This is a genomic window from Klebsiella sp. CN_Kp073 (assembly GCF_040065495.2).
In the GTDB taxonomy this organism is placed as follows: domain Bacteria; phylum Pseudomonadota; class Gammaproteobacteria; order Enterobacterales; family Enterobacteriaceae; genus Klebsiella; species Klebsiella aerogenes.
Map to the genome: position 1 here is coordinate 4956753 of NZ_CM198051.1, position 26232 is coordinate 4982984.

General features: G+C 55.3%; 26 protein-coding genes, 1 pseudogene and 1 riboswitch. Of the genes and pseudogenes, 13 read left to right on the forward strand and 14 right to left on the reverse strand.

Features of this window, described 5'->3' with window-relative positions:
• Positions 1 to 37 precede the first annotated feature (37 nt).
• The 3 genes from dinF to ABLV66_RS23855 all read right to left on the reverse strand — a co-directional run bounded on the left by dinF (position 38) and on the right by ABLV66_RS23855 (position 2533).
• On the reverse strand, positions 38 to 1363 hold the full coding sequence (gene dinF, locus ABLV66_RS23845; protein WP_047045853.1) for an MATE family efflux transporter DinF: 1326 nt from the start codon (positions 1361 to 1363) through the stop codon (positions 38 to 40).
• A gap of 70 nt (positions 1364 to 1433) precedes the next feature.
• On the reverse strand, positions 1434 to 2042 hold the full coding sequence (gene lexA / locus ABLV66_RS23850) for a transcriptional repressor LexA (protein WP_015704040.1): 609 nt from the start codon (positions 2040 to 2042) through the stop codon (positions 1434 to 1436).
• A 122-nt stretch (positions 2043 to 2164) separates the two neighbouring features.
• Positions 2165 to 2533, reverse strand: coding sequence for a diacylglycerol kinase (locus ABLV66_RS23855; protein WP_045396782.1), 369 nt, complete (start codon positions 2531 to 2533; stop codon positions 2165 to 2167).
• A 130-nt stretch (positions 2534 to 2663) separates the two neighbouring features.
• Here ABLV66_RS23855 and plsB point away from each other — a divergent pair, with 130 nt between their 5' ends.
• Positions 2664 to 5087 (forward strand): glycerol-3-phosphate 1-O-acyltransferase PlsB, encoded by a 2424-nt coding sequence (gene plsB, locus ABLV66_RS23860; protein WP_045396787.1) that lies wholly within the window; start codon positions 2664 to 2666, stop codon positions 5085 to 5087.
• A gap of 51 nt (positions 5088 to 5138) precedes the next feature.
• Here plsB and ubiA read toward each other — a convergent pair whose 3' ends face one another.
• The 6 genes from ubiA to ABLV66_RS23890 all read right to left on the reverse strand — a co-directional run bounded on the left by ubiA (position 5139) and on the right by ABLV66_RS23890 (position 10612).
• A complete protein-coding gene (gene ubiA, locus ABLV66_RS23865) occupies positions 5139 to 6008 on the reverse strand; it encodes a 4-hydroxybenzoate octaprenyltransferase (protein WP_045396790.1) in 870 nt (289 codons plus the stop codon).
• A gap of 12 nt (positions 6009 to 6020) precedes the next feature.
• Complete coding sequence (ubiC, locus tag ABLV66_RS23870) at positions 6021 to 6518, reverse strand: chorismate lyase (RefSeq protein WP_015704038.1); 498 nt, start codon at positions 6516 to 6518, stop codon at positions 6021 to 6023.
• A gap of 188 nt (positions 6519 to 6706) precedes the next feature.
• Complete coding sequence (gene malM / locus ABLV66_RS23875) at positions 6707 to 7654, reverse strand: maltose operon protein MalM (RefSeq protein WP_045396796.1); 948 nt, start codon at positions 7652 to 7654, stop codon at positions 6707 to 6709.
• Between the two features lie 107 nt (positions 7655 to 7761).
• Positions 7762 to 9060 carry a maltoporin gene (locus ABLV66_RS23880; RefSeq protein ID WP_015704036.1) on the reverse strand — a complete coding sequence of 433 codons (1299 nt, stop codon included), beginning with the start codon at positions 9058 to 9060 and terminating at the stop codon, positions 7762 to 7764.
• 99 nt (positions 9061 to 9159) lie between these two features.
• On the reverse strand, positions 9160 to 10269 hold the full coding sequence (gene malK / locus ABLV66_RS23885) for a maltose/maltodextrin ABC transporter ATP-binding protein MalK (RefSeq protein WP_015368770.1): 1110 nt from the start codon (positions 10267 to 10269) through the stop codon (positions 9160 to 9162).
• A 166-nt stretch (positions 10270 to 10435) separates the two neighbouring features.
• On the reverse strand, positions 10436 to 10612 hold the full coding sequence (locus tag ABLV66_RS23890) for a hypothetical protein (RefSeq protein ID WP_015368771.1): 177 nt from the start codon (positions 10610 to 10612) through the stop codon (positions 10436 to 10438).
• A 27-nt stretch (positions 10613 to 10639) separates the two neighbouring features.
• Here ABLV66_RS23890 and malE point away from each other — a divergent pair, with 27 nt between their 5' ends.
• The 3 genes from malE (at position 10640) to malG (ending at position 14409) form a co-directional block, all read left to right on the forward strand.
• Entirely contained in the window at positions 10640 to 11830 is a 1191-nt protein-coding gene (gene malE / locus ABLV66_RS23895) for a maltose/maltodextrin ABC transporter substrate-binding protein MalE (RefSeq protein ID WP_087858845.1), read from the forward strand.
• Between the two features lie 129 nt (positions 11831 to 11959).
• Complete coding sequence (gene malF / locus ABLV66_RS23900) at positions 11960 to 13504, forward strand: maltose ABC transporter permease MalF (protein ID WP_348877249.1); 1545 nt, start codon at positions 11960 to 11962, stop codon at positions 13502 to 13504.
• Between the two features lie 14 nt (positions 13505 to 13518).
• On the forward strand, positions 13519 to 14409 hold the full coding sequence (gene malG, locus ABLV66_RS23905; RefSeq protein ID WP_015368774.1) for a maltose ABC transporter permease MalG: 891 nt from the start codon (positions 13519 to 13521) through the stop codon (positions 14407 to 14409).
• A 193-nt stretch (positions 14410 to 14602) separates the two neighbouring features.
• Here malG and psiE read toward each other — a convergent pair whose 3' ends face one another.
• Positions 14603 to 15013, reverse strand: a complete 411-nt coding sequence (gene psiE / locus ABLV66_RS23910; RefSeq protein WP_015368775.1) for a phosphate-starvation-inducible protein PsiE — start codon at positions 15011 to 15013, stop codon at positions 14603 to 14605.
• 364 nt (positions 15014 to 15377) lie between these two features.
• Here psiE and ABLV66_RS23915 point away from each other — a divergent pair, with 364 nt between their 5' ends.
• The 6 genes from ABLV66_RS23915 (at position 15378) to ABLV66_RS23940 (ending at position 19275) form a co-directional block, all read left to right on the forward strand.
• Positions 15378 to 16655 (forward strand): L-cysteine desulfidase family protein, encoded by a 1278-nt coding sequence (locus ABLV66_RS23915; protein ID WP_348877248.1) that lies wholly within the window; start codon positions 15378 to 15380, stop codon positions 16653 to 16655.
• Between the two features lie 83 nt (positions 16656 to 16738).
• Positions 16739 to 17479, forward strand: a complete 741-nt coding sequence (locus ABLV66_RS23920; protein ID WP_047045840.1) for an AzlC family ABC transporter permease — start codon at positions 16739 to 16741, stop codon at positions 17477 to 17479.
• Complete coding sequence (locus ABLV66_RS23925; RefSeq protein ID WP_015368778.1) at positions 17472 to 17792, forward strand: branched-chain amino acid transport AzlD family protein; 321 nt, start codon at positions 17472 to 17474, stop codon at positions 17790 to 17792. The genes ABLV66_RS23920 and ABLV66_RS23925 overlap by 8 nt, the downstream gene beginning before the upstream one ends.
• 20 nt (positions 17793 to 17812) lie before the next feature.
• On the forward strand, positions 17813 to 18193 hold the full coding sequence (locus ABLV66_RS23930) for a RidA family protein (RefSeq protein WP_047045837.1): 381 nt from the start codon (positions 17813 to 17815) through the stop codon (positions 18191 to 18193).
• Positions 18194 to 18301: 108 nt separating this feature from the next.
• Complete coding sequence (locus ABLV66_RS23935; protein WP_348877247.1) at positions 18302 to 18811, forward strand: GNAT family N-acetyltransferase; 510 nt, start codon at positions 18302 to 18304, stop codon at positions 18809 to 18811.
• A gap of 8 nt (positions 18812 to 18819) precedes the next feature.
• Positions 18820 to 19275, forward strand: a complete 456-nt coding sequence (locus ABLV66_RS23940) for an acyltransferase (RefSeq protein ID WP_348877246.1) — start codon at positions 18820 to 18822, stop codon at positions 19273 to 19275.
• A gap of 49 nt (positions 19276 to 19324) precedes the next feature.
• On the opposite strand, the gene pgi is transcribed toward ABLV66_RS23940, so the two are convergent.
• A complete protein-coding gene (gene pgi, locus ABLV66_RS23945) occupies positions 19325 to 20974 on the reverse strand; it encodes a glucose-6-phosphate isomerase (protein WP_020079879.1) in 1650 nt (549 codons plus the stop codon).
• 340 nt (positions 20975 to 21314) lie between these two features.
• Positions 21315 to 21548: riboswitch (Lysine riboswitch) on the forward strand.
• Between the two features lie 183 nt (positions 21549 to 21731).
• On the opposite strand from pgi, the gene lysC reads away from it, so the two are divergent.
• Complete coding sequence (lysC, locus tag ABLV66_RS23950) at positions 21732 to 23081, forward strand: lysine-sensitive aspartokinase 3 (RefSeq protein ID WP_032709596.1); 1350 nt, start codon at positions 21732 to 21734, stop codon at positions 23079 to 23081.
• A gap of 97 nt (positions 23082 to 23178) precedes the next feature.
• Entirely contained in the window at positions 23179 to 24108 is a 930-nt protein-coding gene (gene panS, locus ABLV66_RS23955; RefSeq protein WP_015368789.1) for a ketopantoate/pantoate/pantothenate transporter PanS, read from the forward strand.
• 37 nt (positions 24109 to 24145) lie between these two features.
• Here the strand turns inward: panS and ABLV66_RS23960 are convergent, their stop codons facing one another.
• Positions 24146 to 24484 carry a helix-turn-helix domain-containing protein gene (locus ABLV66_RS23960; RefSeq protein ID WP_045396820.1) on the reverse strand — a complete coding sequence of 113 codons (339 nt, stop codon included), beginning with the start codon at positions 24482 to 24484 and terminating at the stop codon, positions 24146 to 24148.
• Positions 24481 to 24836 (reverse strand): annotated as a pseudogene (locus ABLV66_RS23965) (type II toxin-antitoxin system RelE/ParE family toxin). Before ABLV66_RS23965 ends, ABLV66_RS23960 begins: the two are co-directional and overlap by 4 nt.
• A 203-nt stretch (positions 24837 to 25039) precedes the next feature.
• Between ABLV66_RS23965 and ABLV66_RS23970 the strand changes: the two are divergent.
• Complete coding sequence (locus tag ABLV66_RS23970) at positions 25040 to 25312, forward strand: YjbD family protein (protein ID WP_045396828.1); 273 nt, start codon at positions 25040 to 25042, stop codon at positions 25310 to 25312.
• Here the strand turns inward: ABLV66_RS23970 and rluF are convergent.
• Entirely contained in the window at positions 25309 to 26184 is an 876-nt protein-coding gene (gene rluF / locus ABLV66_RS23975) for a 23S rRNA pseudouridine(2604) synthase RluF (RefSeq protein ID WP_045396831.1), read from the reverse strand. The two genes, ABLV66_RS23970 and rluF, sit on opposite strands and share 4 nt — an antisense overlap.
• Between the last annotated feature and the right edge of the window lie 48 nt (positions 26185 to 26232).

Genomic DNA, 26232 nt, shown 5'->3' on the forward strand with positions numbered 1-26232 from the left:
TCCCGGCTCGCGCTGCGCTCGGCCGGGATATTTGCATTCAGGAGGGTGAATTAAACCAGGTGCCACGCTGCCAGTGGCGGCGCCAGATGAGCGCCAGCGAAAGCCCACGCAAAGCCAGGAACACGGCCAGCGCCAGCCACAGGCCGTGGTTGCCGAGTACGGGCACAGAGAGCAGCGTCACCGCAAATCCCGCAGCGGCCACCGCCATGCTATTACGCATCTCCGCGCCGCGCGTCGCGCCGATAAACATGCCATCCAGCAGATAACACCAGACGCCAATCACCGGCAGGATCATCTGCCAGAACAGATAGCGGTCGGCCAGCTGCTGCAATGATGGGATAGAGGTCAATAGCGCGATGATATGCTCACCGGCCACGCTGTAGATTAACGCGAACGCCAGCGCGACCATTCCCGACTGCCGACAGGCCGCGCGCCAGACTTCCAGCAGTTGGCTACCGTCACGCGCGCCGTAAGCCTGTCCGGAATGGGCTTCGACGGCATAGGCAAAACCGTCCAGCGCGTAAGCGGTAAAGGTCAGCATGGTCATCAGTACCGCATTGACCGCCACCACGTCGCTGCCAAGACGGGCGCCGAAGACGGTGATGGCGCCAAAACAGAGCTGCAGTAGCAGCGAACGCAGCATGATGTCGCGATTAAGCGCCAGCAGGCGCCGCATATTGCCGCGCCAGGCTTCCTTCAACATGGCAAGCGTCACGCCGCGCAGCGCCAGCACCCGTTTCGCCATCAGCAGGCCGATGATAAAGGTAGCGTATTCCGACAGCGCCGTCGCCAGTGCCGCCCCCTGCACGTTCATATGCAGCCCCATCACCAGCCACAGATCGAGCACGATATTCAGCAAGTTGCCGACCACCAGCAGGATCACCGGGGCGCGGGCGTACTGCACGCCAAGCAGCCACCCCAACAGCACCAGGTTGGCCAACGACGCCGGGGCGCTAAGCCAGCGGATTTCGAGGAACCGTCTGGCCTGCTCCAGTACCGCCTCGCTGCCGCCGACAATATGTAGCGCGAGGTCAATGAGCGGCATGCGGAACAGAACAATGAGCAGCCCGGCGGCCAGCGCCAGGATCAGCGGTTGCACCAGAGCGCGCGCCAGCCGCTGCGGATCTTTGGCGCCGTAGGCCTGAGCGGTTAAGCCAGTGGTGCTCATTCGCAGGAACAACAGCAGCATAAACAGGAAACTAGTGGCCGTCGCGCCGACGGCGACGCCGCCAAGGTATACGGGGCTATCAAGATGGCCGACAACGGCGGTATCGACCAGCCCCAACAGCGGAACGGTAATGTTCGAGAAAATCATCGGTAGCGCGAGGCGCCACAGTGCTTTATCGGCGGCGTTGAGCAGCATGAAGAGGGACCAGACAGAGGAGGAACATCGCAGCGTCATGCATCATGATGACGCTGCGTTAGGACGGGAGTTACAGCCACTCACCGTTACGGATCACGCCGACGGCCAGACCTTCAATGGTGAAGCTCTGCTGGCGCAGATCGACGACGATCGGGGAAAACTCGCTGTTTTCCGGCAGCAGTTCAACGACGTTGCCCTGCTTTTTCAGACGTTTTACGGTGACTTCTTCATCGATACGCGCGACGACGACCTGGCCGTTACGCACGTCCTGAGTTTTGTGCACCGCCAGCAGATCGCCGTCGAGGATACCGATGTCTTTCATCGACATCCCGCTAACGCGCAGCAGGAAGTCGGCATTTGGTTTAAACATCGCCGGGTCAACCTGGTAGTGACCTTCAATATGCTGCTGCGCCAGCAGCGGTTCGCCTGCGGCAACGCGGCCGATCAGCGGCAGTCCGTGTTCTTCTTCCGTCAGCAGACGAATGCCGCGTGAAGCGCCGGAGACGATTTCAATCGCGCCTTTACGCGCCAGCGCTTTGAGGTGTTCTTCCGCCGCGTTTGGGGAACGGAACCCCAAGCGCTGAGCAATTTCCGCACGCGTCGGCGGCATGCCCGTTTGGCTGATGTGATCCCGGATGAGATCAAACACCTCTTGCTGCCTGGTCGTTAACGCTTTCATTCCGCCCCCTGGGTGTATATACAGTTATGCTGTGAGTATATACAGCTAATGGTGATTTTGGAACCACATATCATATAAAAATCAGGAGATTCTTTGCGTTTTGCGAGCGTTGCCGACAAGACTTAGCGGTAATGCGACCACAACAGCATAGTCCAGGTGATCAACGCGATGATTATCGCCAGCAGTACCGCCGCCGAGCCCATATCCTTGGCGCGCCCGGAAAGTTCATGATGCTCAGGCCCGATACGGTCAACCACCGCTTCAATCGCGCTGTTAAGAATTTCGACTATCATCACTAACAGGACCGAGCCAATGAGCAGGACTCGCGTAATGATATCGACATCCAGCCAGCAGGCTATCGCCACGGCCACAATGGCGGCGACGCCTTCCTGGCGGAAAGCGGCTTCGTTCACCCACGCCGCGCGGAAACCTTTCCAGGAATAACCTGCTGCTTTAATGATTCTGGTTAACCCAGTGGTATTATTGGCCATCAAAAAGAACCTTTTAATGTAAATGACGTCGCTGAGTGTACGTGTTTGCCGTGTGACAACGGAAATTTTGTACGCTTTCTGTTATTCTTGCCGCGCATTTGCATGATTAACCAGAGGCTTCACATCGTTTATGTCCGGCTGGCAACGAATTTACTATAAATTACTGAATTTACCATTACGGGTGCTGGTAAAAAGCAAGTCTATTCCGGCAGAACCTGCTCAGGAATTAGGGCTCGATACCTCGCGTCCGATAATGTACGTCTTGCCTTATAACTCCAAGGCGGACCTGCTGACCCTGCGCGCCCAATGCCTGGCGCATGACTTACCCGACCCTTTTGAACCGCTGGAAATCGACGGCACCCTGCTGCCGCGCTACGTTTTCATCCACGGCGGCCCGCGCGTGTTTACCTACTACACGCCGAAAGAGGAGTCCATTAAGCTGTTCCACGACTACCTGGATCTGCACCGTAATCATCCCGACCTTGACGTGCAAATGGTGCCGGTCTCGGTGATGTTCGGCCGCGCCCCAGGTCGCGAAAAAGGCGAAGAGAATCCGCCGCTACGCATGCTTAACGGTATTCAGAAATTCTTCGCCGTCTCCTGGCTTGGCCGCGATAGCTTCGTGCGTTTCTCGCCTTCTGTCTCTCTGCGCCGCATGGCGGATGAGCACGGTACCGATAAAATCATCGCCCAGAAGCTGGCCCGCGTGGCGCGTATGCACTTCGCCCGTCAACGTCTGGCCGCCGTCGGCCCGCGTCTCCCTGCCCGCCAGGATCTGTTCAATAAGCTGCTGGCATCGAAAGCTATCGCCCGCGCGGTAGAAGATGAAGCACGCAGCAAGAAGATTTCTCACGAGAAGGCCCAGCAGAACGCCATCGCGCTGATGGAAGAGATTGCCGCTAACTTCTCTTATGAAATGATCCGCCTGACTGACCGTATTCTCGGCTTCACCTGGAACCGTCTGTATCAGGGGATTAACGTGCATAACGCCGAGCGCGTACGCCAGCTGGCGCATGACGGCCATGAGATTGTCTATGTGCCCTGTCACCGTAGCCACATGGACTACCTGCTGCTCTCTTATGTGCTTTATCATCAGGGGCTGGTGCCGCCGCATATCGCCGCCGGCATAAACCTCAACTTCTGGCCGGCCGGGCCGATTTTCCGCCGTCTGGGCGCTTTCTTTATTCGCCGTACCTTTAAGGGCAACAAGCTCTACTCCACGGTATTCCGCGAATATCTTGGCGAGCTGTTCAGCCGTGGCTATTCGGTGGAATACTTCGTCGAAGGCGGACGTTCCCGTACCGGCCGTCTGCTGGATCCGAAAACCGGCACCCTGTCGATGACTATTCAGGCGATGCTGCGCGGCGGTAGCCGCCCCATCACCCTGGTGCCGATTTATATCGGCTACGAGCACGTGATGGAAGTCGGTACCTACGCCAAAGAGCTGCGCGGCGCGACAAAAGAAAAAGAGAGCCTGCCGCAGATGGTGCGCGGCCTCAGCAAACTGCGTAATCTCGGCCAGGGCTACGTTAACTTCGGCGAACCGCTGCCGCTGATGACCTACCTCAATCAGCACGTGCCGGAATGGCGCGAAGCCATCGATCCTATCGAAGCTGTTCGCCCTTCCTGGCTGACGCCGACGGTGAATAATATCGCCGCCGATCTGATGGTGCGCATCAACAATGCCGGGGCGGCCAACGCCATGAACCTGTGCTGTACGGCGCTTCTGGCGTCGCGTCAGCGTTCTTTGACCCGTGAGCAGCTGACCCAGCAGTTAGATTGCTACCTCGACCTGCTGCGTAACGTGCCGTACTCCACCGATTCGACCGCGCCGACGGCTTCCGCCGGCGAGCTTATCGACCACGCGCTGCAGATGAACAAGTTCGAAGTCGAGAAAGACACCATCGGCGATATCATCATCCTGCCGCGCGAGCAGGCGGTGCTGATGACCTACTATCGCAACAACATCGCCCATATGCTGGTGATGCCGTCGCTGCTGGCCGCTATCGTGACCCAACATCGCCGCATCACCCGTAGCGAAGTGCTGCGTCATGTCGAGATGTTCTATCCGTTCCTGAAAGCCGAGCTGTTCCTGCGCTGGGAAAAAGAGGAGCTGGCGGGCGTTATCGATGCGCTGATGGCAGAGATGCAGCGTCAGGGCCTGGTGGTGCTGAATGGCGATGAGATGAGCGTCAACCCGGCGCACTCTCGTTCCCTGCAGCTGTTGGCCGCCGGCGCGCGCGAGACGTTACAGCGCTACGCGATCACCTTCTGGCTGTTGAGCGCCAACCCGTCCATCAACCGCAGTACGCTTGAGAAAGAAAGCCGCACCATGGCGCAGCGTCTGTCGGTACTGCACGGTATCAACGCGCCGGAGTTCTTCGATAAGGCGGTGTTCAGTACTCTGGTGCTGACCCTGCGTGACGAAGGCTACATCAGCGATACCGGCGATGCCGAGCCGGCAGAGACCCTGAAGGTCTACCAGATGCTGGCGGATTTGATTACGTCGGATGTACGTTTGACGATTGAAAGCGCCGCTCAGGACGACGCATAACGTTGCGGCTTCTGTTCCCCGGCTCGCGACGCGAGTCGGGGAAAGAAGGATTTACTGCAGATAACTCATCGCCAGACCGAGAAACAGCACCAGCCCAACGTAGTTATTATTCATAAACGCTTTGAAGCAGTTATCGCGTTCGCGCTTGAAGATAAGCTTCTGCTGCCAGACAAACAATCCCGCCGCGATAAACAGCGACCAGTAGAATTCCCAGTTCAGCCCATTTAGCCAGCCCACCGCGCCCATTAATACCAGCACGGCAACCTGCAGAATACCGATAATCAAACGATCGTTTTCACCGAACAGGATCGCCGTCGACTTAATGCCAATTTTGACATCATCGTCGCGATCGACCATCGCATACTGGGTATCGTAGGCTACCGCCCACAAAATATTGGCGAGGAACATCAGCCAGCAGCTGAGCGGCAGCGCTTCACTTACCGCCGAGAAAGCCATCGGGATCGACCAGCCAAAGGCCGCGCCCAGCACTACCTGCGGCAGATGGGTATAGCGCTTCATAAAGGGGTAGACCCAGGCTAGCGCCAGCGCCGCAACCGACAGCAGGATGGTCATGGTATTGAGCGTCAACACCAGCAAGAAGGAGAGCCCCACCAGTACCGCGAACAATATGCGCGCTTCTTTTTCGGTGACCTCGCCGCTTGGTAGCGGGCGACGAGCCGTACGCTTAACGTGACCATCAAATTTACGGTCGGCATAGTCATTCACCACGCAGCCGGCGGCGCGCATCAACCAGACGCCAGCGACAAATACCGCCAGTATCCACAGCGGTGGCACCCCGGGTGATGCCACCCATAGCGCCCACAGCGTCGGCCACAGCAGCAATAGCGCGCCGATTGGTTTGTCAGTACGCATCAGGCGGTGAAACGCCAACAGCTTATTCTGCGTCAGACTCCACTCCATTTTCTCTTCCTCTTAATACAATGGCGATGCAGGCAGAAAAAGCTCTGTCAGCAGCAGCGGTTTGCCGCTCAGCCGGAGACGGGAACGTCGCCCCCACAGCTGTGCACTACGGCCAATCTCAATAAAATCACGGGTTAACGTCGACGACGTAAACAGATACCGGCCCAGCGGCGTCTGCCCCAGCTGCTGCAGGGCTAATTCCGGGCCGCATAGCGTCGATTCCGGCACGAGGGTACGACCGGCAAGCCAGGGTTCGCCATCGGCGCAAAGAATGATTTCCCGCAGCCAATAACGCGCTTCTTCCGGCAATAGGGCTTCTTCGCCCGCCAGCGCGTCGCGTCCGACGAAACCTTCGTTAATCATGGTCACGGTGACCTTTTTCCCTTGTTGCTCAAAGCGCTTGGTCATTGAGTCTTCCAGCAACAGCCAGTCGCGCAGCGGCGCGTCCAGCTCGGGTATGGCGGCAAAATAGCGCAGCGCACGCAGTTGCGTAAGCGCAGGATGTGGCATGCCTGATTCTCCGGTACAAAACGTGCAGGCATTGTATCGCAGAATAGCGTTTTGAGGGCGGGCAAACGTCAATATACGATCATCCGCGCAACAGGCATGCAACAGTTGCCGCTGCGCGAGAAAAAAAAGTGCGTCCAGGCGGACGCACCTAAAGGCTGTGCCTAAACATCAGCATTGTGGGGAGACGGTCACCCCTTGCCTTTTACACTGCTGATAAAGGTGGAACGAGCAGATTTCGAGCCGAGACGTTCAGCTTCGTTCATCAATTTAAGGGCTTTATCGATATCGCCTTGTTTAACCGCTTTCTTGATACCGTTGTTGAAGTAGGTTTCGGTATCGTCAAGCATCGGTTCGCTTTTCGCCGCTGGAGCGGCAGCGACCGGCGCGACAACAGGCGCAGCGGCCGGGGCGTTATAGACCGGCGCCGCGGTATTGCCGACGGTCACCGGGCCCGGGCCGGAAGACCCAAACAGCGGCCCCACCAGCACGCTGGAACTCGAAGACGTTTTCACCTTCAGGCTCAAGGTGCCGTCAGTGGTATGTTTAGCGATCGGATCCGGAATGTCCGGCACCGCGTTACCGGTGCCTTTCGCGTAGGCTTTCGCCGGGTCGATTAATTTGGTGGTCTGCTGCAGATCCTGCGGAGTGGTAAACACCAGCACATAAATTTTCTGCTGTCCCAGCGCCGGCGTCAGGCGCATTACCCCTTCCAGGCGGTCGGCGCTCATCACGCCCGGCTCCAGATAAGTGAAATAGCTGCTCGGGAAGAAGGCGGACGGCGTCATGCTCTGATCGAGGATCAGCACGTTTGGCGCATAGACGCTGGTCTGTTTGTCGACTTCGCTGGTCAGCGTCAGGGTTAACTCGCCGATATTGGCCGGTACGCTATAGGCCACCACCGGCCCGGCGATACCGGGAACATTCAACGTTTGACCGGCGATCGCCACTTTAGAGGTTTGGGTTTTCGATTGATCGACCGGCGTCCAGGTCAACTGCTGCAGCGAGGAGGCCGGGATGGACGGCGCGGCAGAGGTATTCTGCGGCACGAAATTGACATCAGCAAAACTGACTGCGGGTACGCTGGCCAGCAGGCCGGCGGACAGGCAGAGGGCAACGAGACTTTTCTTCATATTCATTGTTATCACCTCAATTCCTATGGCCGAGCGTTAGCCAGGCAATAGCGCGCTGGGCCGAAAATAGAGGGGCTGATGCCCCTCTTTTACTCATCATGATGCGGATAGCATTACCACCAGATTTCCATCTGGGCGCCGAAGGTCCACTCATCGTCGTCGCCGCGGCTGGAAGTGTTGATACCGGTACCAGAGGTATCGCGCATGGCGACGCCGCTATCGGTGTAACCCCACTTCTCATCCCACTTCGCGTAGGTGGCGAACAGACGAATTGCCGGACGGGACCAGATGCTGTCGCCCGCCTGCCACTGTTGCGCCAGGGTGATTTTGTACTGGTTGTTGCTGTCGCCGGTTTTCTGCGATTTGACGTTGTCGTAGCCGACTTCCAGCAGGGTGCTCATGATCGGCGTCCATTTGTACATAGGACGTACGCCGACGGTCCACCATTTGGTACCGTTGTTGTTGTCCAGGTTGACGTCCTGGTACATGGCGACGTACATCATGTCCCAATCGTCCGCCAGAGAGACCGCGCCGTGGTCAAGCACACGCCACATGGAACCATCGTTATTAATGCTGCCGCCCTGCGGTACGCCTTTACCGTTGGAGGTCATGGCATCGGTCGCGTACTGCAGAACAAATTTGTTGTAGCCTTTCAGGATGCTCTGGGTATGTTCAGCGGTGAACATCCAGCCATCTTTCGATGCATCCGGCTGCAGGTAGTAGTCATCCGGCACGTTGGTGTGACCATAGTCCACGCCCAGCTCCAGCGTACCGCCCGGGTTGGTTTCCATCTGCGCTAAACGCACGTCGAAGACGTCGTTCGGTACCAGATGATCATAAACGCGTTCGCCAGTCAGCGGATCGCGGTCAGCATAGGTTGCCGAGCCGCCGGATTCAGAAGAACGAGTGGCGGCCAGAGAGAGTTTACCGAAGCCCAGATCGATGTTTTCGATACCGGCGCCAGGACCGGAAATATCCCAGTAGTAGAAGTCGATCATGTGAACGTCATGACGCTGATAGAAGCGCTTACCAGCCCACAGGGTTGAACCCGGCAGCCAGTCGATCAGGTTTTTACCCTGCACGTTAACTTCACGGAAGGCCGGGCTGGTAGATTCCCAGTCGTTCTGCTGCGATACCGAGTAGGCAACGTTGGTATCGAAGTAGAAGCTCTTATCGCCCTCTTTCCACACTTCCTGGCCCAGTTTCAGTTCAGCGTAAGTTTCACATTCGTTACCGAGACGGTATTTACTTTGAGCGCCGGTGGCCTGGAAGCACTGCTGTTCGCCGCCGCTGCCGGTCCAGCCAATACCGGAACGAGCGTAACCGTGGAAATCGACAGCCAGCGCCTGGGCAGACATCACGCCCGCCGCAACGGCTACCGCCAGTGGAAGTTTGCGCAGAGTAATCATCATTCTATCTCCTGAGATCATTGCTTTTCTTTGAACACTTCCCCGTCGGCCGCCGCATGGTTGGCTGCGCGCTGGGTTCGCGTCTTCTTTTAATGGGGAACCTTATACGCCCGGCTCTTTATGCAACCGACGACAAGCGGTGCCATCCTCACGGAATAAATGGCAGCGCTCCGGCGGCAAACCGATGGCGAATGTGGCTCCCTCTTCTACCAACACCACGTCATTCTGGCGGTACACCAGGTTCTGACGGATGGCGGGGATCTGGATATGAATTTGCGTTTCGTGACCAAGCTGTTCGACCACCTGCACTTCGCCCTCAAGGGTGACATCGGCGATGTCGCTCGGCAGCAGGTGTTCCGGGCGGATGCCCAAAGACATATTGGCGCCGACCTGAACGTGAGCGCTGTCTACCGGCAGCCAGACCTGCTGGCGGTTCGGTAGTTCGACTTGTACCTGTTCGATGGCGGTCGCGGTGACTTTGACCGGTAGGAAGTTCATCTTCGGCGAACCGATAAAGCCCGCGACAAAGCGGTCTGCCGGATAGTGATAAAGTTCCAGCGGTTTTCCGACCTGCGCGACGCGGCCGGCGTCCAGCACCACGATTTTGTCGGCCAGGGTCATGGCTTCCACCTGATCGTGGGTGACGTAAATCATCGTGCGACCGAGGCGCTTATGCAGACGGGAGATTTCGATACGCATCTGCACGCGCAGCGCGGCATCGAGGTTGGACAGGGGTTCATCAAGCAGGAAAACCCGCGGCTCGGCGACCAGGGTACGGCCGATGGCCACGCGCTGACGCTGGCCGCCGGAGAGCGCTTTCGGCTTACGCTCCAGCAGGTGCGCCAGCTGTAAGACCTCAGCGACTTGAGTTACGCGCTGGTTAATCACCTCTTTTTTCGCCCCGGCCAGCTTCAGGCCAAAAGACATATTTTCGGCAACGGAAAGGTGGGGATAGAGCGCATATGACTGGAATACCATGCCGATGCCGCGCTCGGCGGGCGGCACGTCGTTCATTCGGGTATCGCCAATAAACAGATCGCCGCTGGTGACCGTTTCCAGTCCGGCGATCATACGCAGCAGGGTGGATTTGCCGCAGCCCGACGGTCCTACAAACACGACGAACTCCCCATCCTGGATCTCGAGATTGATATCTTTAGATACCACCACGTCGCCCCAGGCTTTCGTTACATTTCGTAGCTGTACGCTCGCCATGCCCTTCTCCCTTCGTTACAACCTGTCACTTAAAGACACATTCAAGATGGGCTGACTATGCGGCATTCATTACGTTGGCAAATCCTCCACCCCCCGGGTTTTTGATGGGGGAGGAGACGGGAGGATGAGAAACCGCCTCTCGCCGCCGGAAGTTCCCGGCACAACGTCATTTCGTGATCGAAGCGACAAAAACGGTGGCTTTTTTATGTGCTCCAGGGCCCATTACCGGCATTTCTGCAATGCGGATCACATAAACGGCGGGCGGGGCGTAGACATAGGGAGGATGGAAAGAGGTTGTTAAAAAAGGAAACTCATCAGCGTTAAACCACTCAAGTGTATCCACGAGCACATCACCAAATAGGACGGGTATATGAAAATCAAAACTGGCGCTCGCATCCTCGCGCTGTCTGCATTGACGACGATGATGTTTTCCGCCTCTGCCCTCGCAAAAATTGAAGAAGGTAAGCTGGTTATCTGGATTAACGGCGATAAAGGCTATAACGGCCTCGCTGAAGTGGGTAAAAAGTTCGAAAAAGATACCGGCATTAAAGTTTCCGTAGAACATCCGGATAAGCTGGAAGAGAAGTTCCCGCAGGTTGCTGCCACCGGCGACGGCCCGGATATCATTTTCTGGGCGCATGACCGTTTTGGCGGCTACGCGCAGTCCGGCCTGCTGGCGGAAATCACCCCGGATAAGGCCTTCCAGGACAAACTCTATCCGTTCACCTGGGACGCCGTACGCTACAACGGCAAACTGATCGCTTACCCGGTGGCGGTGGAAGCCCTGTCGCTGATTTATAACAAAGACCTGGTCCCGAACCCGCCGAAAACCTGGGAAGAGATCCCGGCGCTGGATAAAGAGCTGAAGGCGAAGGGTAAGAGCGCGCTGATGTTCAACCTGCAAGAACCGTACTTCACCTGGCCGCTGATTGCCGCCGATGGCGGATACGCGTTTAAGTTTGAAAACGGCAAATACGACGTGAAAAACGTCGGCGTTGATAGCGCCGGCGCGAAAGCCGGCCTGACCTTCCTGGTCGACCTTATTAAGAATAAACACATGAACGCCGACACCGACTACTCCATCGCGGAAGCGGCTTTCAACAAAGGCGAAACCGCGATGACCATCAACGGTCCGTGGGCGTGGTCGAACATCGACAAAGGTAAGGTTAACTACGGCGTCACTCTGCTGCCAACCTTCAAAGGTAAACCGTCTAAACCGTTCGTTGGCGTCCTGAGCGCCGGGATTAACGCCGCCAGCCCGAATAAAGAACTGGCGAAAGAGTTCCTCGAAAACTACCTGATGACCGATCAGGGTCTGGAGTCGGTGAACAACGATAAACCGCTGGGCGCCGTGGCGCTGAAATCCTTCCAGGAGAAGCTGGAGAAAGACCCGCGTATCGCCGCCACCATGGCTAACGCCCAGAAAGGCGAAATCATGCCGAACATCCCGCAGATGTCCGCATTCTGGTATGCCGTCCGTACCGCGGTTATCAACGCCGCAAGCGGCCGCCAAACCGTCGATGCCGCGCTGAAGGATGCACAGGGCCGTATCACCAAGTAATACCGTCGCACACGTGCCGGATGGTGGCATAAATGCCTTATCCGGCCTACACGCCTTGTAGGCCGGATAAGCGCAGCGCCATCAGGCACTTTTGTCGACAGATATTTAACGTTGTAGAGGATGATCCCCATGGATGCCGTTAAAAAGAAACACTGGTGGCAAAGCCCGCAACTCACATGGTCTGTGATTGGTTTGCTGTGCCTGCTGGTGGGTTACCTTGTTGTTTTAATGTACGCCCAGGGGGAGTACCTGTTCGCCATCATGACGCTGATTTTAAGCTCGGTTGGCCTGTATATCTTTTCCAATCGCAAGGCCTATGCCTGGCGCTATGTTTATCCGGGTCTCGCCGGGATGGGGCTGTTTGTTCTGTTCCCGCTGATCTGTACTATTGCCATCGCCTTCACCAACTACAGCAGCACCAACCAGCTAACCTTCGAACGTGCCCAGCAGGTGCTGATGGACCGTTCTTTCCAGGCCGGCAAAGCCTATAACTTCTCACTCTACCTGGCGGGTGACGAGTGGCAGCTGGCGCTGACGGACGGTGAAAGCGGTAAAAATTATCTCTCCGAAGCCTTTAAATTCGGCGGCGAGCAGAAGCTGACGTTAAAAGAAGCCGATGTCCTGCCGCAAGGCGAACGCGCGAATTTACGCGTAATCACCCAGAACCGCGCCGCGCTGAACCAACTGACCGCCGTGCTGCCGGATGAAAGCAAAGTGATTATGAGTTCGCTGCGCCAGTTCTCCGGTACCCAGCCGCTGTACGCGCTGGCCAACGACGGCACGCTCACTAACAACCAAAGCGGCGTGAAATATCGCCCCAACGACAACATCGGCTTTTATCAATCCATCAATGCTGACGGCAGCTGGGGCAATGAAAAGCTGAGCCCGGGTTATACCGTCACCATCGGCTGGGATAACTTCACCCGCGTTTTCCAGGACGAAGGGATCCAGAAACCGTTCTTCGCCATTTTCGTCTGGACCGTGGTCTTCTCGGTGCTGACGGTGATTTTGACCGTCGCCGTGGGAATGGTGCTGGCCTGTCTGGTGCAGTGGGAAGCGTTGAAGGGCAAAGCGATTTACCGCGTGCTGTTGATTCTGCCGTATGCGGTGCCGTCATTTATCTCAATCCTGATTTTCAAAGGGCTGTTTAACCAGAGCTTTGGTGAAATCAACATGATGCTGAGCGCGCTGTTCGGCATTAAACCGGCCTGGTTTAGCGACCCAACCACCGCGCGCACGATGATCATCATCGTCAACACCTGGCTGGGCTACCCGTACATGATGATCCTGTGCATGGGGCTGCTGAAGGCGATTCCGGACGATCTGTACGAGGCGTCGGCGATGGATGGCGCGGGTCCGTTCCAGAACTTCTTTAAAATTACGCTACCGCTGCTGATCAAGCCGCTCACGCCGCTGATGATTGCCAGCTTCGCCTTTAACTTTAACAACTTCGTACTGATTCAACTGTTGACCAACGGTGGCCCGGACCGTCTCGGCACCACCACCCCGGCCGGTTATACCGACCTGCTGGTGAGCTACACCTATCGCATCGCCTTTGAAGGCGGCGGCGGTCAGGACTTCGGCCTGGCGGCGGCTATCGCCACGCTTATCTTCCTGCTGGTTGGGGCGTTAGCGATTGTGAATCTGAAAGCCACGCGCATGAAGTTTGATTAAGGGAGATAACGATAATGGCTATGGTCCAACCTAAATCTCAAAAACTGCGTCTCTTCACTACGCATCTTCTGTTACTAATTTTTATCGCCGCGATTATGTTCCCGCTGCTGATGGTTATCGCAATCTCGCTGCGCGAAGGCAATTTCGCGACCGGCAGCCTGATCCCGGATACCATCTCCTGGGAGCACTGGCGTCTGGCATTAGGCTTCAGCGTCGAACACGCCGATGGCCGGGTAACGCCGCCGCCGTTCCCGGTGCTGCTGTGGCTGTGGAACTCAATTAAGGTCGCCGGGATTACCGCGATCGGCATCGTCGCCCTCTCCACCACCTGCGCTTATGCTTTCGCCCGTATGCGCTTCCCGGGCAAAGCGACACTGCTCAAAGGGATGCTGATTTTCCAGATGTTCCCGGCAGTACTGTCGTTGGTGGCGCTGTATGCGTTGTTCGACCGCCTCGGTCAGTATCTGCCTTTCGTCGGCCTCAACACTCACGGCGGGGTGATCTTCGCCTATATGGGCGGTATCGCGCTGCACGTCTGGACGATTAAGGGCTATTTCGAAACTATCGATGGTTCACTGGAAGAAGCGGCCGCGCTGGATGGCGCCACTCCGTGGCAGGCCTTCCGCCTGGTGCTGCTGCCGCTGTCGGTGCCGATTCTGGCGGTCGTGTTTATTCTGTCGTTCATCGCCGCGATTACCGAAGTGCCGGTGGCCTCGTTGCTGCTGCGCGATGTGAACAGCTATACCCTGGCGGTGGGGATGCAGCAGTATCTCAATCCGCAGAACTACCTGTGGGGCGACTTCGCCGCGGCGGCGGTACTGTCGGCGATTCCGATTACCGTCGTCTTCCTGCTGGCTCAGCGCTGGTTGGTTAACGGCCTGACGGCCGGCGGGGTGAAAGGTTAAGTTTCATCATGTTAGACCCTTGTTTTACCGCCCCAAATTTCAGCGAGGGTGGGATGTGGTACCCGACCCCAACCGGGTACGGCAGCCCACCTCTCCCTGAAAAAGTAGGGCAAATGCCACTGCAATCCTCTACTGGACCCTACATAAATTTCATTTGTGATTGTCGGTCAAGCGGCCCTGGAGGCCGCTTTTTTTATTCCCGTTTCAGGCGGTTGGAATTACACAACCACAGGGTAATCACCAGGATAAGGATCGCCGCAGAGTAAATCAGCACCGCCATCGGCGACTCATGGTCGACGATAATAAGCCGCACAATCGCCGTAATACCGATATAGACGAAATAACGCAGCGGGAAGTGAAAACCGGACTCAAAGTATTTCACAATCAACGCGATAAACTCGAAGTAGAGAAAATAGACCACCAGCCCTTCGACCAGCTTGTACTTACTCACCGGCTCCGGCGTAAACAGCACGTGCGCCAGATGCAGGGTCTCCTTTCCCAGGAACACCACCAGAATAATTCCCAGGCACAATAGCGCCAGGTTCAATACGGCCTGCATGGCCTTCGCAACAAAATTAACCAGCGGACGATATACCGACGGCATAGTGACACCTCAAATGCATGAACGTTATTGATCTGTATAGCGCAAAAGTGTGATCCAGATCTACTTCGCTTTGCGAGCAGCATCGGTCCTTCAACGCGGTAAATGCAACTAAGAGAAAATTTTACTTCCTGCAATGCTGTGAGCAAGTTAACCAAATCATCCGTTACGCTTAAAACAAAACCAACCAACTTATTGAAAATTAAAACATTTACCATTTGAAACAGTTATATCTTAAAAATTCTCACAAGATAAAATTTTTCTAAAAACCGCATTATTTATATGGTTATTAGGGTAAGATTTTTCTTATCCATTGTCTTAGCATTATCGCAGTTGAATAAAATTTAATTTTGGACATTAAATCATTATGAAAACCGATAACGCATCCCTGTATATCAAATGGCTCAAACAAGAAGTTGCCCCAGCGTTAGGTTGTACTGAACCCGTCGCTATTTCCTTCGCTGCCGCCTACGCCGCACAATATCTGGATCAGCCTTGCACCAGAATTAGCGGTTTTATTTCCGCCAATCTCTATAAAAACGCGATGGGTGTTACTATTCCCGGCACCGCCGTTTGCGGTGTAGCGCTGGCCGCCGCAATTGGCGCATTTGGCGGCGATCCGCAAAAGGGATTAAAAACGCTGGAAGATATCACCCCGCTACACGTCGAAATGGCACAGAAGCTGATCGCCAATCATGCCGTTGATATTACCGTCAAAGAGACCCCGGACTTTATTCATCTCGATCTAACTCTCTCTGATGGCGAAAACACCTGTCGTGTCGTAGTAAAAGGAACCCACACTAACGTGGTCAAACTTTATATTAATGGCCAGCCGCAGCCACTAAGCGAAAAACAGAATGCGCGCGCCCGGCACGAAACGCTGCCCAATTTTTCGCTACAACAGGCTTACGACTTTATTAATAGCGTCGACTTTAATGATATTCGCTTTATTCTCGAAGCCGCGCGCTTAAACTCCGCGCTGGCGGCAGAAGGCAAAACCAAAAAATATGGCCTGAACATTAACGGTACCTTTTCTGACGCAGTGAAAAACGGCCTGATGAGCAACGATCTGTTAAGCAAGGTGATCATCAACACCGTCGCCGCTTCAGATGCCCGCATGGGCGGTGCGCCGGTGGTCGCAATGTCTAACTTCGGCTCAGGCAATCAGGGCATTACGGCAACCATGCCGGTAGTGGTGGTTGCTGAGCATCTCGGCGCCGATGAAGAGACCCTGGCACGCGCTTTGTCTCTATCTCATCTCACCGCTATCTCAATTCATTCTCGTTATACGCGTTTATCTGCGCTATGCGCGGCCTCAACCGCCGCCATGGGTGCCGCCGCCGGGATGGCCTGGCTATTTACTCGCGACATCAACACCATTAATACCGCGATTATTAATATGGTCAGCGATATTACCGGCATGATCTGTGATGGCGCCTCTAATAGCTGTGCGATGAAAGTCTCGTCCGTGGTATCCAGCGCCTTTAAGGCGGTACTGATGGCGATGCAAAATAGCTGCGCTGGCGCCAATGATGGTATTGTCTGCACCGATGTCGAGCAGACTATTAATAACCTGTGCCGCCTGGTGATTAAACCAATGACCCTCACAGATAAAGAAATTATCAGTATCATGGTCGCTAAATAACAATTTTTAACGGGCCTGAACATTCAGGCCCCGATTAACCTACCCTACCCACACTATTATTTATAAATTAGCAGGTATAGCAGATGAATAAAAAAGTCATCTTACGCGGCGCCAGCGCTATTATGCCGCTGTGCATCGGCGACTTTCCATTTTCATTTATTGTCGGCGCATTAAGCGTTAGCGCGGGCATGAGCGTCTGGCAGAGTACGGCGTGGTCGGCGATTGTTATTGCCGGTTCGGCGCAAATGCTGGCATTAAATATGCTTAAAACCGGCGCCACGCTCGGGGTTATTATATTCACCACATTAATAATTAATCTACGTCATGTACTGTACAGCGCCTCTATTTCCGGTACCGTCCGTGAAGCATCATTCTTTAAAAAATGCTTTATGTCCTACGCGCTGACCGACGAAGTGTACGCCACCACCGTCAAAGAGATGGAAGGCAACAAGCAGGATAAGTATCTGTTTTATGGTTCGGCGATGATCACCTTCTGGGCGATTTGGGTACTGGCCGATTTCCTCGGCGCGCTGGTCGGCGCTTCCTTCCCGAACATTGAAAAGTACGGTCTGGATTTCGCCATGGTCGCCGCTTTTATCGCTATCGTGGTGCCGCAAATAAAAAGCCAGGCCTGCACCGTCGCCGCCGTGGTGGCCGCCGTCTCCGGCGTGCTGTTGGTCATCCTGCCCTACTCGCTGGGCATTGTCGTCGCGTCAGTGCTTGGCGTGCTCGCCGGACTGTGCGTCGACCTGGCTGAAGAACGTAAACAGGCAGCAATTGCCAAATCCGGGATGCCGCTCGTGGAGGCGCTGGAACATGAATAATAGCTACTTTATCGCCCTGACTTTGGGGATGGCCGCCGTGACCTTTCTGATCCGATTTTCGTTTATCGGCCTGGCCGGAAAAATCCAGATGTCCGAGCGGGTGACCAAAACGCTGCGCTTTGTCCCGGTCACCGTCCTGCCGGCCATTATCACCATTCAGATCCTGAGCGTGAATTCCAGTATGGAGTTTGACTTAAAGAATCCGAAGGTGATCGCCGCCATTATCTGCACGCTCGCCAGCTTCCGTTTAGGCCTGGTATGGGTGGTAGTGAGCGGCGTCGGCTCGCTGGTGTTGTTAAATTATTTTATGTAACCGTTTGAAGGATAAACCATATGATTATTACCACCGCTGACGCGCCTGCCGCTATCGGCCCGTACGTGCAGGGCGTCAATCTCGGCGCGATGACCATCACCTCCGGTCAGCTGCCGATTAATCCGCTGGACGGCACCATGCCGGGCGATATCGCCGAACAGGCGCGGCAATCGCTGGAAAATGTGAAAGCCATCGTTGAAGCTGCCGGACTCACGGTCGGGCAGATCGTTAAAACCACGGTGTTTGTCAAAGACCTGCAGGATTTTGCCGCCATCAACGCCGCCTATGAGGCCTTCTTTACCGAACATCAGGCCGCTTTTCCGGCGCGTTCCTGCGTAGAGGTCGCCAGACTGCCGAAAGACGCCGGCATCGAAATCGAAGCCATCGCCTTCGCTCGTTAATCACCCGGCTGGGGGGAAACCTCCAGCCTCCTTCCCCACCGTTTTTCGCCGTTCCTCCTTGCTCATTTTACAGGCACTATACGATGAGATCTGAATGAGGAACGCAGTATGTTAACTATCCGTAAGGCTGTACCAGAAGATGCGCCGCAGCTCAGTAATATGGGCTATGCCAGCTATCGCCACCACTTCGCCCACCTTTGGCGCAACGCCGATGAGCTGGCATTATTTCTCCAGCAGGAGTATTCCGTGGAATCGCTGCGTCAAAGTCTTGCCGCGGCGGAACAGCATTGGCTCATCGCCGAATCCGCGCACCCCGTTGGCTTTGCTAAATACAGCTGCCAGCAGAGAATTGATGGCGACGGACGTATCGGCACATTGCTGCATAAGCTCTATCTCATGCCTGACGAAACCGGACACCGCTACGGCGAGCGGCTGTTTAGCGGCATAGAGGCTCTGGCACAAGAAAATGGTGAAGCGTGGCTGTGGCTTGAGGTCCTTGCCGATAATCCTGGCGCGCGTCGTTTTTACGAACGCCAGGGAATGCAGCATGTAAAAGACACCATTTTCCATTCCGCCAGCCAACAAAGCACCTTACATATTCTGGCCAAACCGATATGAGAGAAATTATGCCTGAGCTTCGCGATACCGGCGTTCACAACGTTATCTGCGGCGAAAACGTGGTCATATACCAGCCCGCCAACCTCTATGGTTGCCAGCTCGGCGATAACGTCTTCGTCGGGCCGTTCGTCGAGATTCAGGGACACACGCGCATCGGCGCGGACAGCAAAATCCAGTCCCACAGTTTTATCTGCGAGTACGTCACCATCGGCCAACGTTGTTTTATCGGCCACGGCGTGATGTTCGCCAACGACTTGTTCCGCGATGGCAAACCGAATGCCGACCGCGACAGTTGGGGGCGCATTGAAATCGGCAATGACGTGTCTATCGGCAGCGGCTCCACCATTCTGGCGGTAAGTATCTGCGATGGTGTGGTCATCGGCGCCGGGAGCGTGGTGACAAAATCCATCACCGAGAAAGGCGTTTGGGCGGGCAATCCCGCGAGGCTGCTGCGGCGGCTATAAATAAAAATGCCGACCCGAGGGTCGGCATTCAGGCTTAACTGCGCAACACTTATGCGCGCCAGGCTTTATAACGGTTAATCAGGCCGTTGGTAGAGCTGTCGTGGCTGCTAACGTCTGCGCCATCTTTCAGTTCCGGCAGGATACGGTTAGCCAGCTGTTTACCCAGCTCAACGCCCCACTGATCGAAGGTGAAGATATTGAGGATCGCGCCCTGGGTGAAGATTTTGTGCTCATACAGCGCGATCAATGCGCCCAGGCTGAACGGGGTGATCTCACGCAGCAGGATGGAGTTGGTCGGACGGTTGCCTTCGAACACTTTGAACGGCACCACGTGCTCAAGCTGAGCCGGGTCTTTACCCTGATCGCGATATTCCTGCTCAACCACTTCGCGGGATTTACCAAAGGCCAGCGCTTCGGTCTGGGCGAAGAAGTTAGACAGCAGTTTCTGATGGTGGTCAGACAGCGGGTTATGGGTGATAGCCGGGGCGATGAAATCGCACGGTACCATTTTGGTGCCCTGATGGATCAGCTGATAGAACGCGTGCTGACCGTTAGTCCCCGGCTCGCCCCAGATGATTGGGCCAGTCTGGTAATCCACGACGTTGCCGTTACGGTCAACGTACTTACCGTTGGATTCCATGTTGCCCTGCTGGAAGTAAGCGGCAAAGCGGTGCATGTACTGATCGTACGGCAGAATCGCTTCGGTTTCGGCGCCGAAGAAATTGTTGTACCAGATACCGATCAGCGCCAGCAGTACCGGCAGGTTTTTCTCAGCCGGGGTGGTGGAGAAGTGTTTGTCCATGGCGTGGGCGCCGGACAGCAGCTGGACGAAGTTATCGAAGCCAACGGACAGAATGATAGACAGGCCGATGGCGGACCACAGGGAGTAACGACCGCCAACCCAGTCCCAGAATTCAAACATGTTAGCCGTATCGATACCGAACTCGCCAACCGCTTTACCGTTGGTGGAGAGCGCCGCGAAGTGTTTCGCCACGTGTTTCTCATCGCCCGCGGTCGCCAGGAACCAGTCACGCGCGCTGTGGGCGTTGGTCATGGTTTCCTGAGTAGTGAAGGTTTTGGAAGCCACCAGGAACAGCGTGGTTTCCGGATTCACCGCTTTCAACACTTCGGCGATATGGGTGCCGTCTACGTTGGAAACGAAGTGCATGTTGAGATGGTTTTTATACGGGCGCAGCGCTTCGGTCACCATGAACGGGCCGAGGTCTGAACCGCCGATACCGATGTTCACCACGTCGGTGATCGGTTTGCCGGTGTAACCTTTCCAGCTACCGGAGATAATCGCTTCAGAGAAGGCTTTCATCTTCTCCAGCACCGCGTTGACTTCCGGCATCACATCTTTGCCATCGACTACGATCGGCGTATTGCTGCGGTTGCGCAGCGCGACATGCAGTACCGCGCGGTCCTCGGTACGGTTAATTTTTTCGCCGGAGAACATCGACTTGATAGCACCGGCCAGATCGGTCTCTTTCGCCAGATCCTGCAGCTTAGACAGTGTCTCTTCAGTGATGCGGTTCTTGGAGAAATCCACCAGCATCAGATCGTCAAAAGTGGCGGAGAATTTAGAGAAACGATCGCTATCTTTGGCGAAAAGCTCGCTGATAGTGACGTCTTTCATTTCATCGAAGTGTTTCTGTAATGCCTGCCATGCAGCGGTCTGCGTTGGGTTGATATTTTTCATTAGCAATACTCTTCTGATTTGAAAAATGTGACTTCGGTCGATTGTAGCCTCAGCGGCGGAAAATTGTGATGATTTTTGTGTTATGCCGTTGACGGGGGTCAGAAATAGGGTAAAGAGCCCCCATATTATAGCGATCATTAGGCATTTTTCTGTTATCCGCCGATGCATGAAAAATCCGCATAACCCTGTCGTTGACATACCCGTCCGGAAGCCTTTATATAGCTGAACTGCCTACGGAACCGTAGGTATGTATTGCTCGCGCATTTCACGCTACAGCGAAGAGTATCGTTGGGGGGTATAATGACCAGTCTCTCCCCAGGCATAGTGAAAGACGTCAGTAATTGCCAGAAGAGGTGCGTTGCCCAGGTAACCGTATTGGAGGAACCAGTCCGGGGAAAATACGTGAGGGGGAGCAACGCCGAGGCGCACAGGCATCTGGTTAAGTCTGTCGCCGGCCACAGGGGCTGAATCCCCTGGGTTGTCACCAGAAGCGTTCGCAGTCGGGCGTTTCATACTCGCGAACCGATGCGCGTCATCGGCGAACGGGTCTACAAGGTGGAGCACTTCTGGGTGACATCGTAGTTTGTTTATCGCTCTGCGCCCACCCTACTTTTCGCTCTTCCCTTGTGCCATGGCTGAGTTAATTTGGCCTGGCTTATTAAGACATTTTGTAGCGCTCCGGTTATTTCCAGCCCGAACCAGGAGCGGTTGCTCAGGAATCGTTTTAATAAGTCAGGCCCCCTGACACGAGGTTGTTATGACAGATTTAGTTGTTGCTAAGTTCGGCGGCACCAGCGTGGCCGATTTCGACGCGATGAACCGTAGCGTCGACGTCGCGCTGCTGGATGCGAATACCCGCGTAGTGGTGTTATCCGCATCGGCTGGCGTTACCAATATCTTAGTTGCTTTAGCGGCAGGGCTGGAACCCACCGAACGCTTCGCTAAGCTCGATGAAATGCGCCAAATCCAGTTCAATATTCTGGAGCGTTTACGTTATCCCAACGTTATTCGCGAAGAGATCGAGCGTCTGCTGGAAAACATTACTACCCTGGCGGAAGCCGCCTCGCTGGCCAGCTCGGAAGCCTTGACCGATGAACTGGTGAGCCACGGAGAACTGATGTCCACCTTACTGTTCGTTGAGATCCTGCGCGAACGCGGTATCGCGGCGCAGTGGTTCGACGTACGCAAAGTGATGCGTACCAACGATCGTTTCGGCCGCGCCGAACCGGATATCGCCGCGCTGGCGGAACTGACGCAACAACAACTGGCGCCGCGCCTGGAAGAAGGCCTGGTGATTACCCAGGGCTTTATCGGCAGCGAAGCCAAAGGCCGTACCACCACCCTTGGCCGCGGCGGCAGCGATTACACCGCAGCGCTACTCGGCGAGGCCTTAAACGCCAGTCGTGTGGATATCTGGACCGATGTCCCTGGCATCTACACAACCGATCCGCGCGTTGCGCCAGCGGCGAAGCGCATCGATGTGATCGCTTTCGCTGAAGCCGCGGAGATGGCCACGTTCGGGGCCAAGGTATTGCATCCGGCCACCCTGCTGCCCGCCGTACGCAGCGATATCCCGGTATTCGTCGGCTCCAGCAAAGAACCTAAAGCCGGCGGCACGATGGTCTGTCATAAAACCGAAAATCCACCGCTGTTCCGCGCGCTGGCGCTGCGTCGTCGTCAAACGCTGCTGACCCTGCACAGCCTGCATATGCTGCACTCCCGCGGCTTCCTGGCTGAAGTGTTCGGTATTCTGGCGCGGCATAATATTTCCGTCGATCTGATCACCACTTCGGAAGTGAGCATTGCGCTGACCATGGACACCACCGGTTCAACCTCCGCTGGCGATACCCTGCTGACCCAGGCGCTGCTGACCGAGCTCTCTTCGCTGTGCCGCGTCGAAGTGGAAGAAAACCTGGCGCTGGTCGCCCTGATCGGCAATGAATTATCGAAAGCCTGCGGCGTCGGTAAAGAGGTATTCGGCGTACTGGAACCGTTCAATATCCGCATGATTTGCTACGGTGCCTCCAGCCACAACCTGTGCTTCCTGGTGCCTGGCGACGACGCGGAGAAAGTGGTGCAGAAGCTGCATCATAATTTGTTTGAATAATATTCTTTTGCGCGATAAAAAATACCTATAGCCGGGCTCGAACCCGGCTTTTTTATAACAACATCAACACAACAAACACTGTCGCAAGGAATACACTATGCTCGCCACGCTTACGCGGCTGTTCCCGTTATGGGCGCTGCTGCTCTCCGTATTGGCTTATTACACGCCAACCACTTTTACCCCTATCGGCCCGTGGGTCACCACGCTGCTGATGCTGATTATGTTTGGCATGGGCGTCCATTTGAAGCTGGACGATTTCAAGCGCGTGCTGTCACGACCTGCGCCGGTCGCAGCGGGAATTTTTCTGCATTACCTGGTGATGCCGCTCGCCGCCTGGGTACTGGCGCTGCTGTTCCACATGCCGCCAGAGCTCTCCGCCGGAATGGTGCTGGTCGGCAGCGTTGCCAGCGGAACCGCTTCCAACGTCATGATCTATCTGGCGAAAGGCGATGTCGCACTGTCGGTAACCATCTCTTCCGTTTCGACACTGGTTGGCGTGGTCGCCACGCCGCTGCTGACGCGCCTGTACGTTGATGCGCACATTCAGGTCGATGTGATGGGCATGCTGCTGAGCATCCTGCAAATCGTGGTGATCCCAATCGGCCTCGGTCTGATTGTTCATCACCTGTTGCCAAAAGTGGTAAAGGCGGTGGAACCCTTCCTTCCCGCCTTCTCCATGCTGTGCATCCTGGCAATTATCAGCGCCGTGGTCGCCGGTTCCGCATCGCATATCGCTTCGGTGGGGCTGGTGGTTATCGTGGCGGTGATCCTGCATAACGCTATTGGCCTGCTCGGCGGCTACTGGGGCGGGCGCCTGTTCGGCTTTGATGAATCCACCTGCCGCACCCTGGCGATCGAAGTGGGTATGCAGAACTCTGGCCTCGCCGCGGCCCTCGGGAAAATCTACTTCGGCCCGCTGGCCGCCCTGCCCGGCGCGCTGTTCTCGGTATGGCATAACCTTTCCGGCTCGCTGCTGGCAGGTTACTGGTCCGGTAAGCCGACGACCAAAAAAGGCAACCAGCGCTAATCGGTATACGTCCGGGCCATATGCCCGGACGTTTGGTTTATCCCACCAGTAAACTCACCGGCTTGCCTAACTTCATTAACATCATGACCAATGCATCAAGGGTAAACTTACTGGTTTTCTGGTTTACCACATCTGAAATACGCGGGCGTGAAATATTCAACTTCGCTGCGGCATCCGCTTGCTTCAATTGATTTTCATCTATCCACTCAGCAATTTCCTGCATGAGTTGCCGCTTCAGGAGCATCAGTTGTTCGACTTCTTGTTCCGCTTGCGTCCTTAACCGCTCCGCTTCACAGTCATCAAAGCCGAGTTCACTGAAAATATTCGTCTCTGCTGTCGTCACGTGACGGATGCCATCCACTGTCTTACGATTCATTTACGACTCCTGTGTTCCTGCGGTATAAGCTGCAAACGGCTTCTGACAATTTGTTTTTCATGTTCGGCGGTACGTCGAGTTTTTTGTTAAAACAGTGCAGGACATAAACCTCTGCCTCAAAACGAGCCAGGTAAATCACCCGATAAGCGCCGGAATAATGGCGTAACCGTATTTCCTCCACGCCTCTCCCCAACTGAGGCATCGCTTTCCAATCAGCAGCTTCTAACCCCGCCTGTAAACGGTAAAGCTGGAAACCGGCATCCCGGCGGACCTCCTCAGGAAATTGGCGCAAATCATCAAAGGAAGACCCCATCCAGACAATACGTCGTAAACTTTGCCCCTGATTCAACATACCACATACTTGTATAAAATTTTATACACAAATCGCGCAAAAATAAGTTTGCGGATGACCACATAAACCATGCTGCTACGCTAATCCAGACAACGTCATCGGTCACCCACTCAGCAAATATTCTGCGAGGCATTTTCCGGATTAGTTCTATTTTGCGCCGATTGCCGTACACTGGACTCTCTGGTCTGATTGAGGGCACCACCATGGCACTCCCCCGCATTACACAAAAAGAGATGACCGAGCGCGAACAGCGCGAATTGAAGACGCTGCTGGACCGCGCGCGTATCGCGCACGGCCGCCCGCTGAGCAATGCGGAAACGAACAGCGTGAAAAAGGAATATATCGATAAGCTGATGGCGCTGCGCGAAGCGGAAGCGAAGAAAGCCCGCCAGGTGAAAAAGCAGCAGGCTTACAAAGTAGACAAAGAAGCGACATTTTCGTGGTCGGCGAATACGCCGACCCGCGGCAGGCGTTAGCGGCCTTTCTTTTTACGTCCCGGCTGAGCGAAACGTTTACCGTTCGAGGCCGGGCGGCCTTTCTCGTTGGTTTTTTCCATCTTCACCACCGGGCGCTTGATGCCGGCGGTCGCCGCTTTGGCCTTCGGTTTAGCTTTTGGCTTCGCTTCGGAAGAGGAGTTTTCAATCAGCTTGAAAAGATCGATCAGCTCATCATCGGTTAAATCGCGCCACTCGCCCAGCGGTATGCCCGTCAGACTAACGTTCATAATGCGCGTCCGCTCCAGCTTCATGACTTCATAGCCGAAATGCTCGCACATGCGGCGGATCTGGCGGTTTAATCCCTGAACCAGCGTGATGCGGAACACGAAAGGCGCTTCTTTCTTGACCTTACATTTTTTGGTCACGGTACCGAGAATCGGCACTCCCGCGCCCATTCCACGAATAAACTCATCGGTAACCGGCTTATCAACGGTGACCAGATACTCTTTTTCATGATCGTTGCCGGCGCGCAGGATTTTGTTCACCAGATCGCCATGGTTGGTCAGGAAAATTAACCCCTGAGAGTCTTTATCGAGACGGCCAATCGGGAACACGCGTTTACTGTGGTTCACGAAGTCGACGATATTATCGCGCTCGCCATCTTCGGTAGTGCTGACGATACCCACCGGCTTATTCAGCGCAATCAACACCAAATCATCGGCTTCTCGCGGCTCAATCAGCTGACCGTTGACTTTCACCACATCGCCCGGCTTCACCTGATCGCCAATGGCGGCGCGCTTACCGTTGATAAAGACGTTGCCTTGTTCAATAAAGCGGTCCGCTTCGCGACGCGAGCAAATCCCGCTTTCGCTGATGTATTTATTTAATCGAGTAGATGAGTCGGTCAGCATAGTTTCTCCTTTGACAGCGAAATATACCTCACCTTACTGGCGATAAAA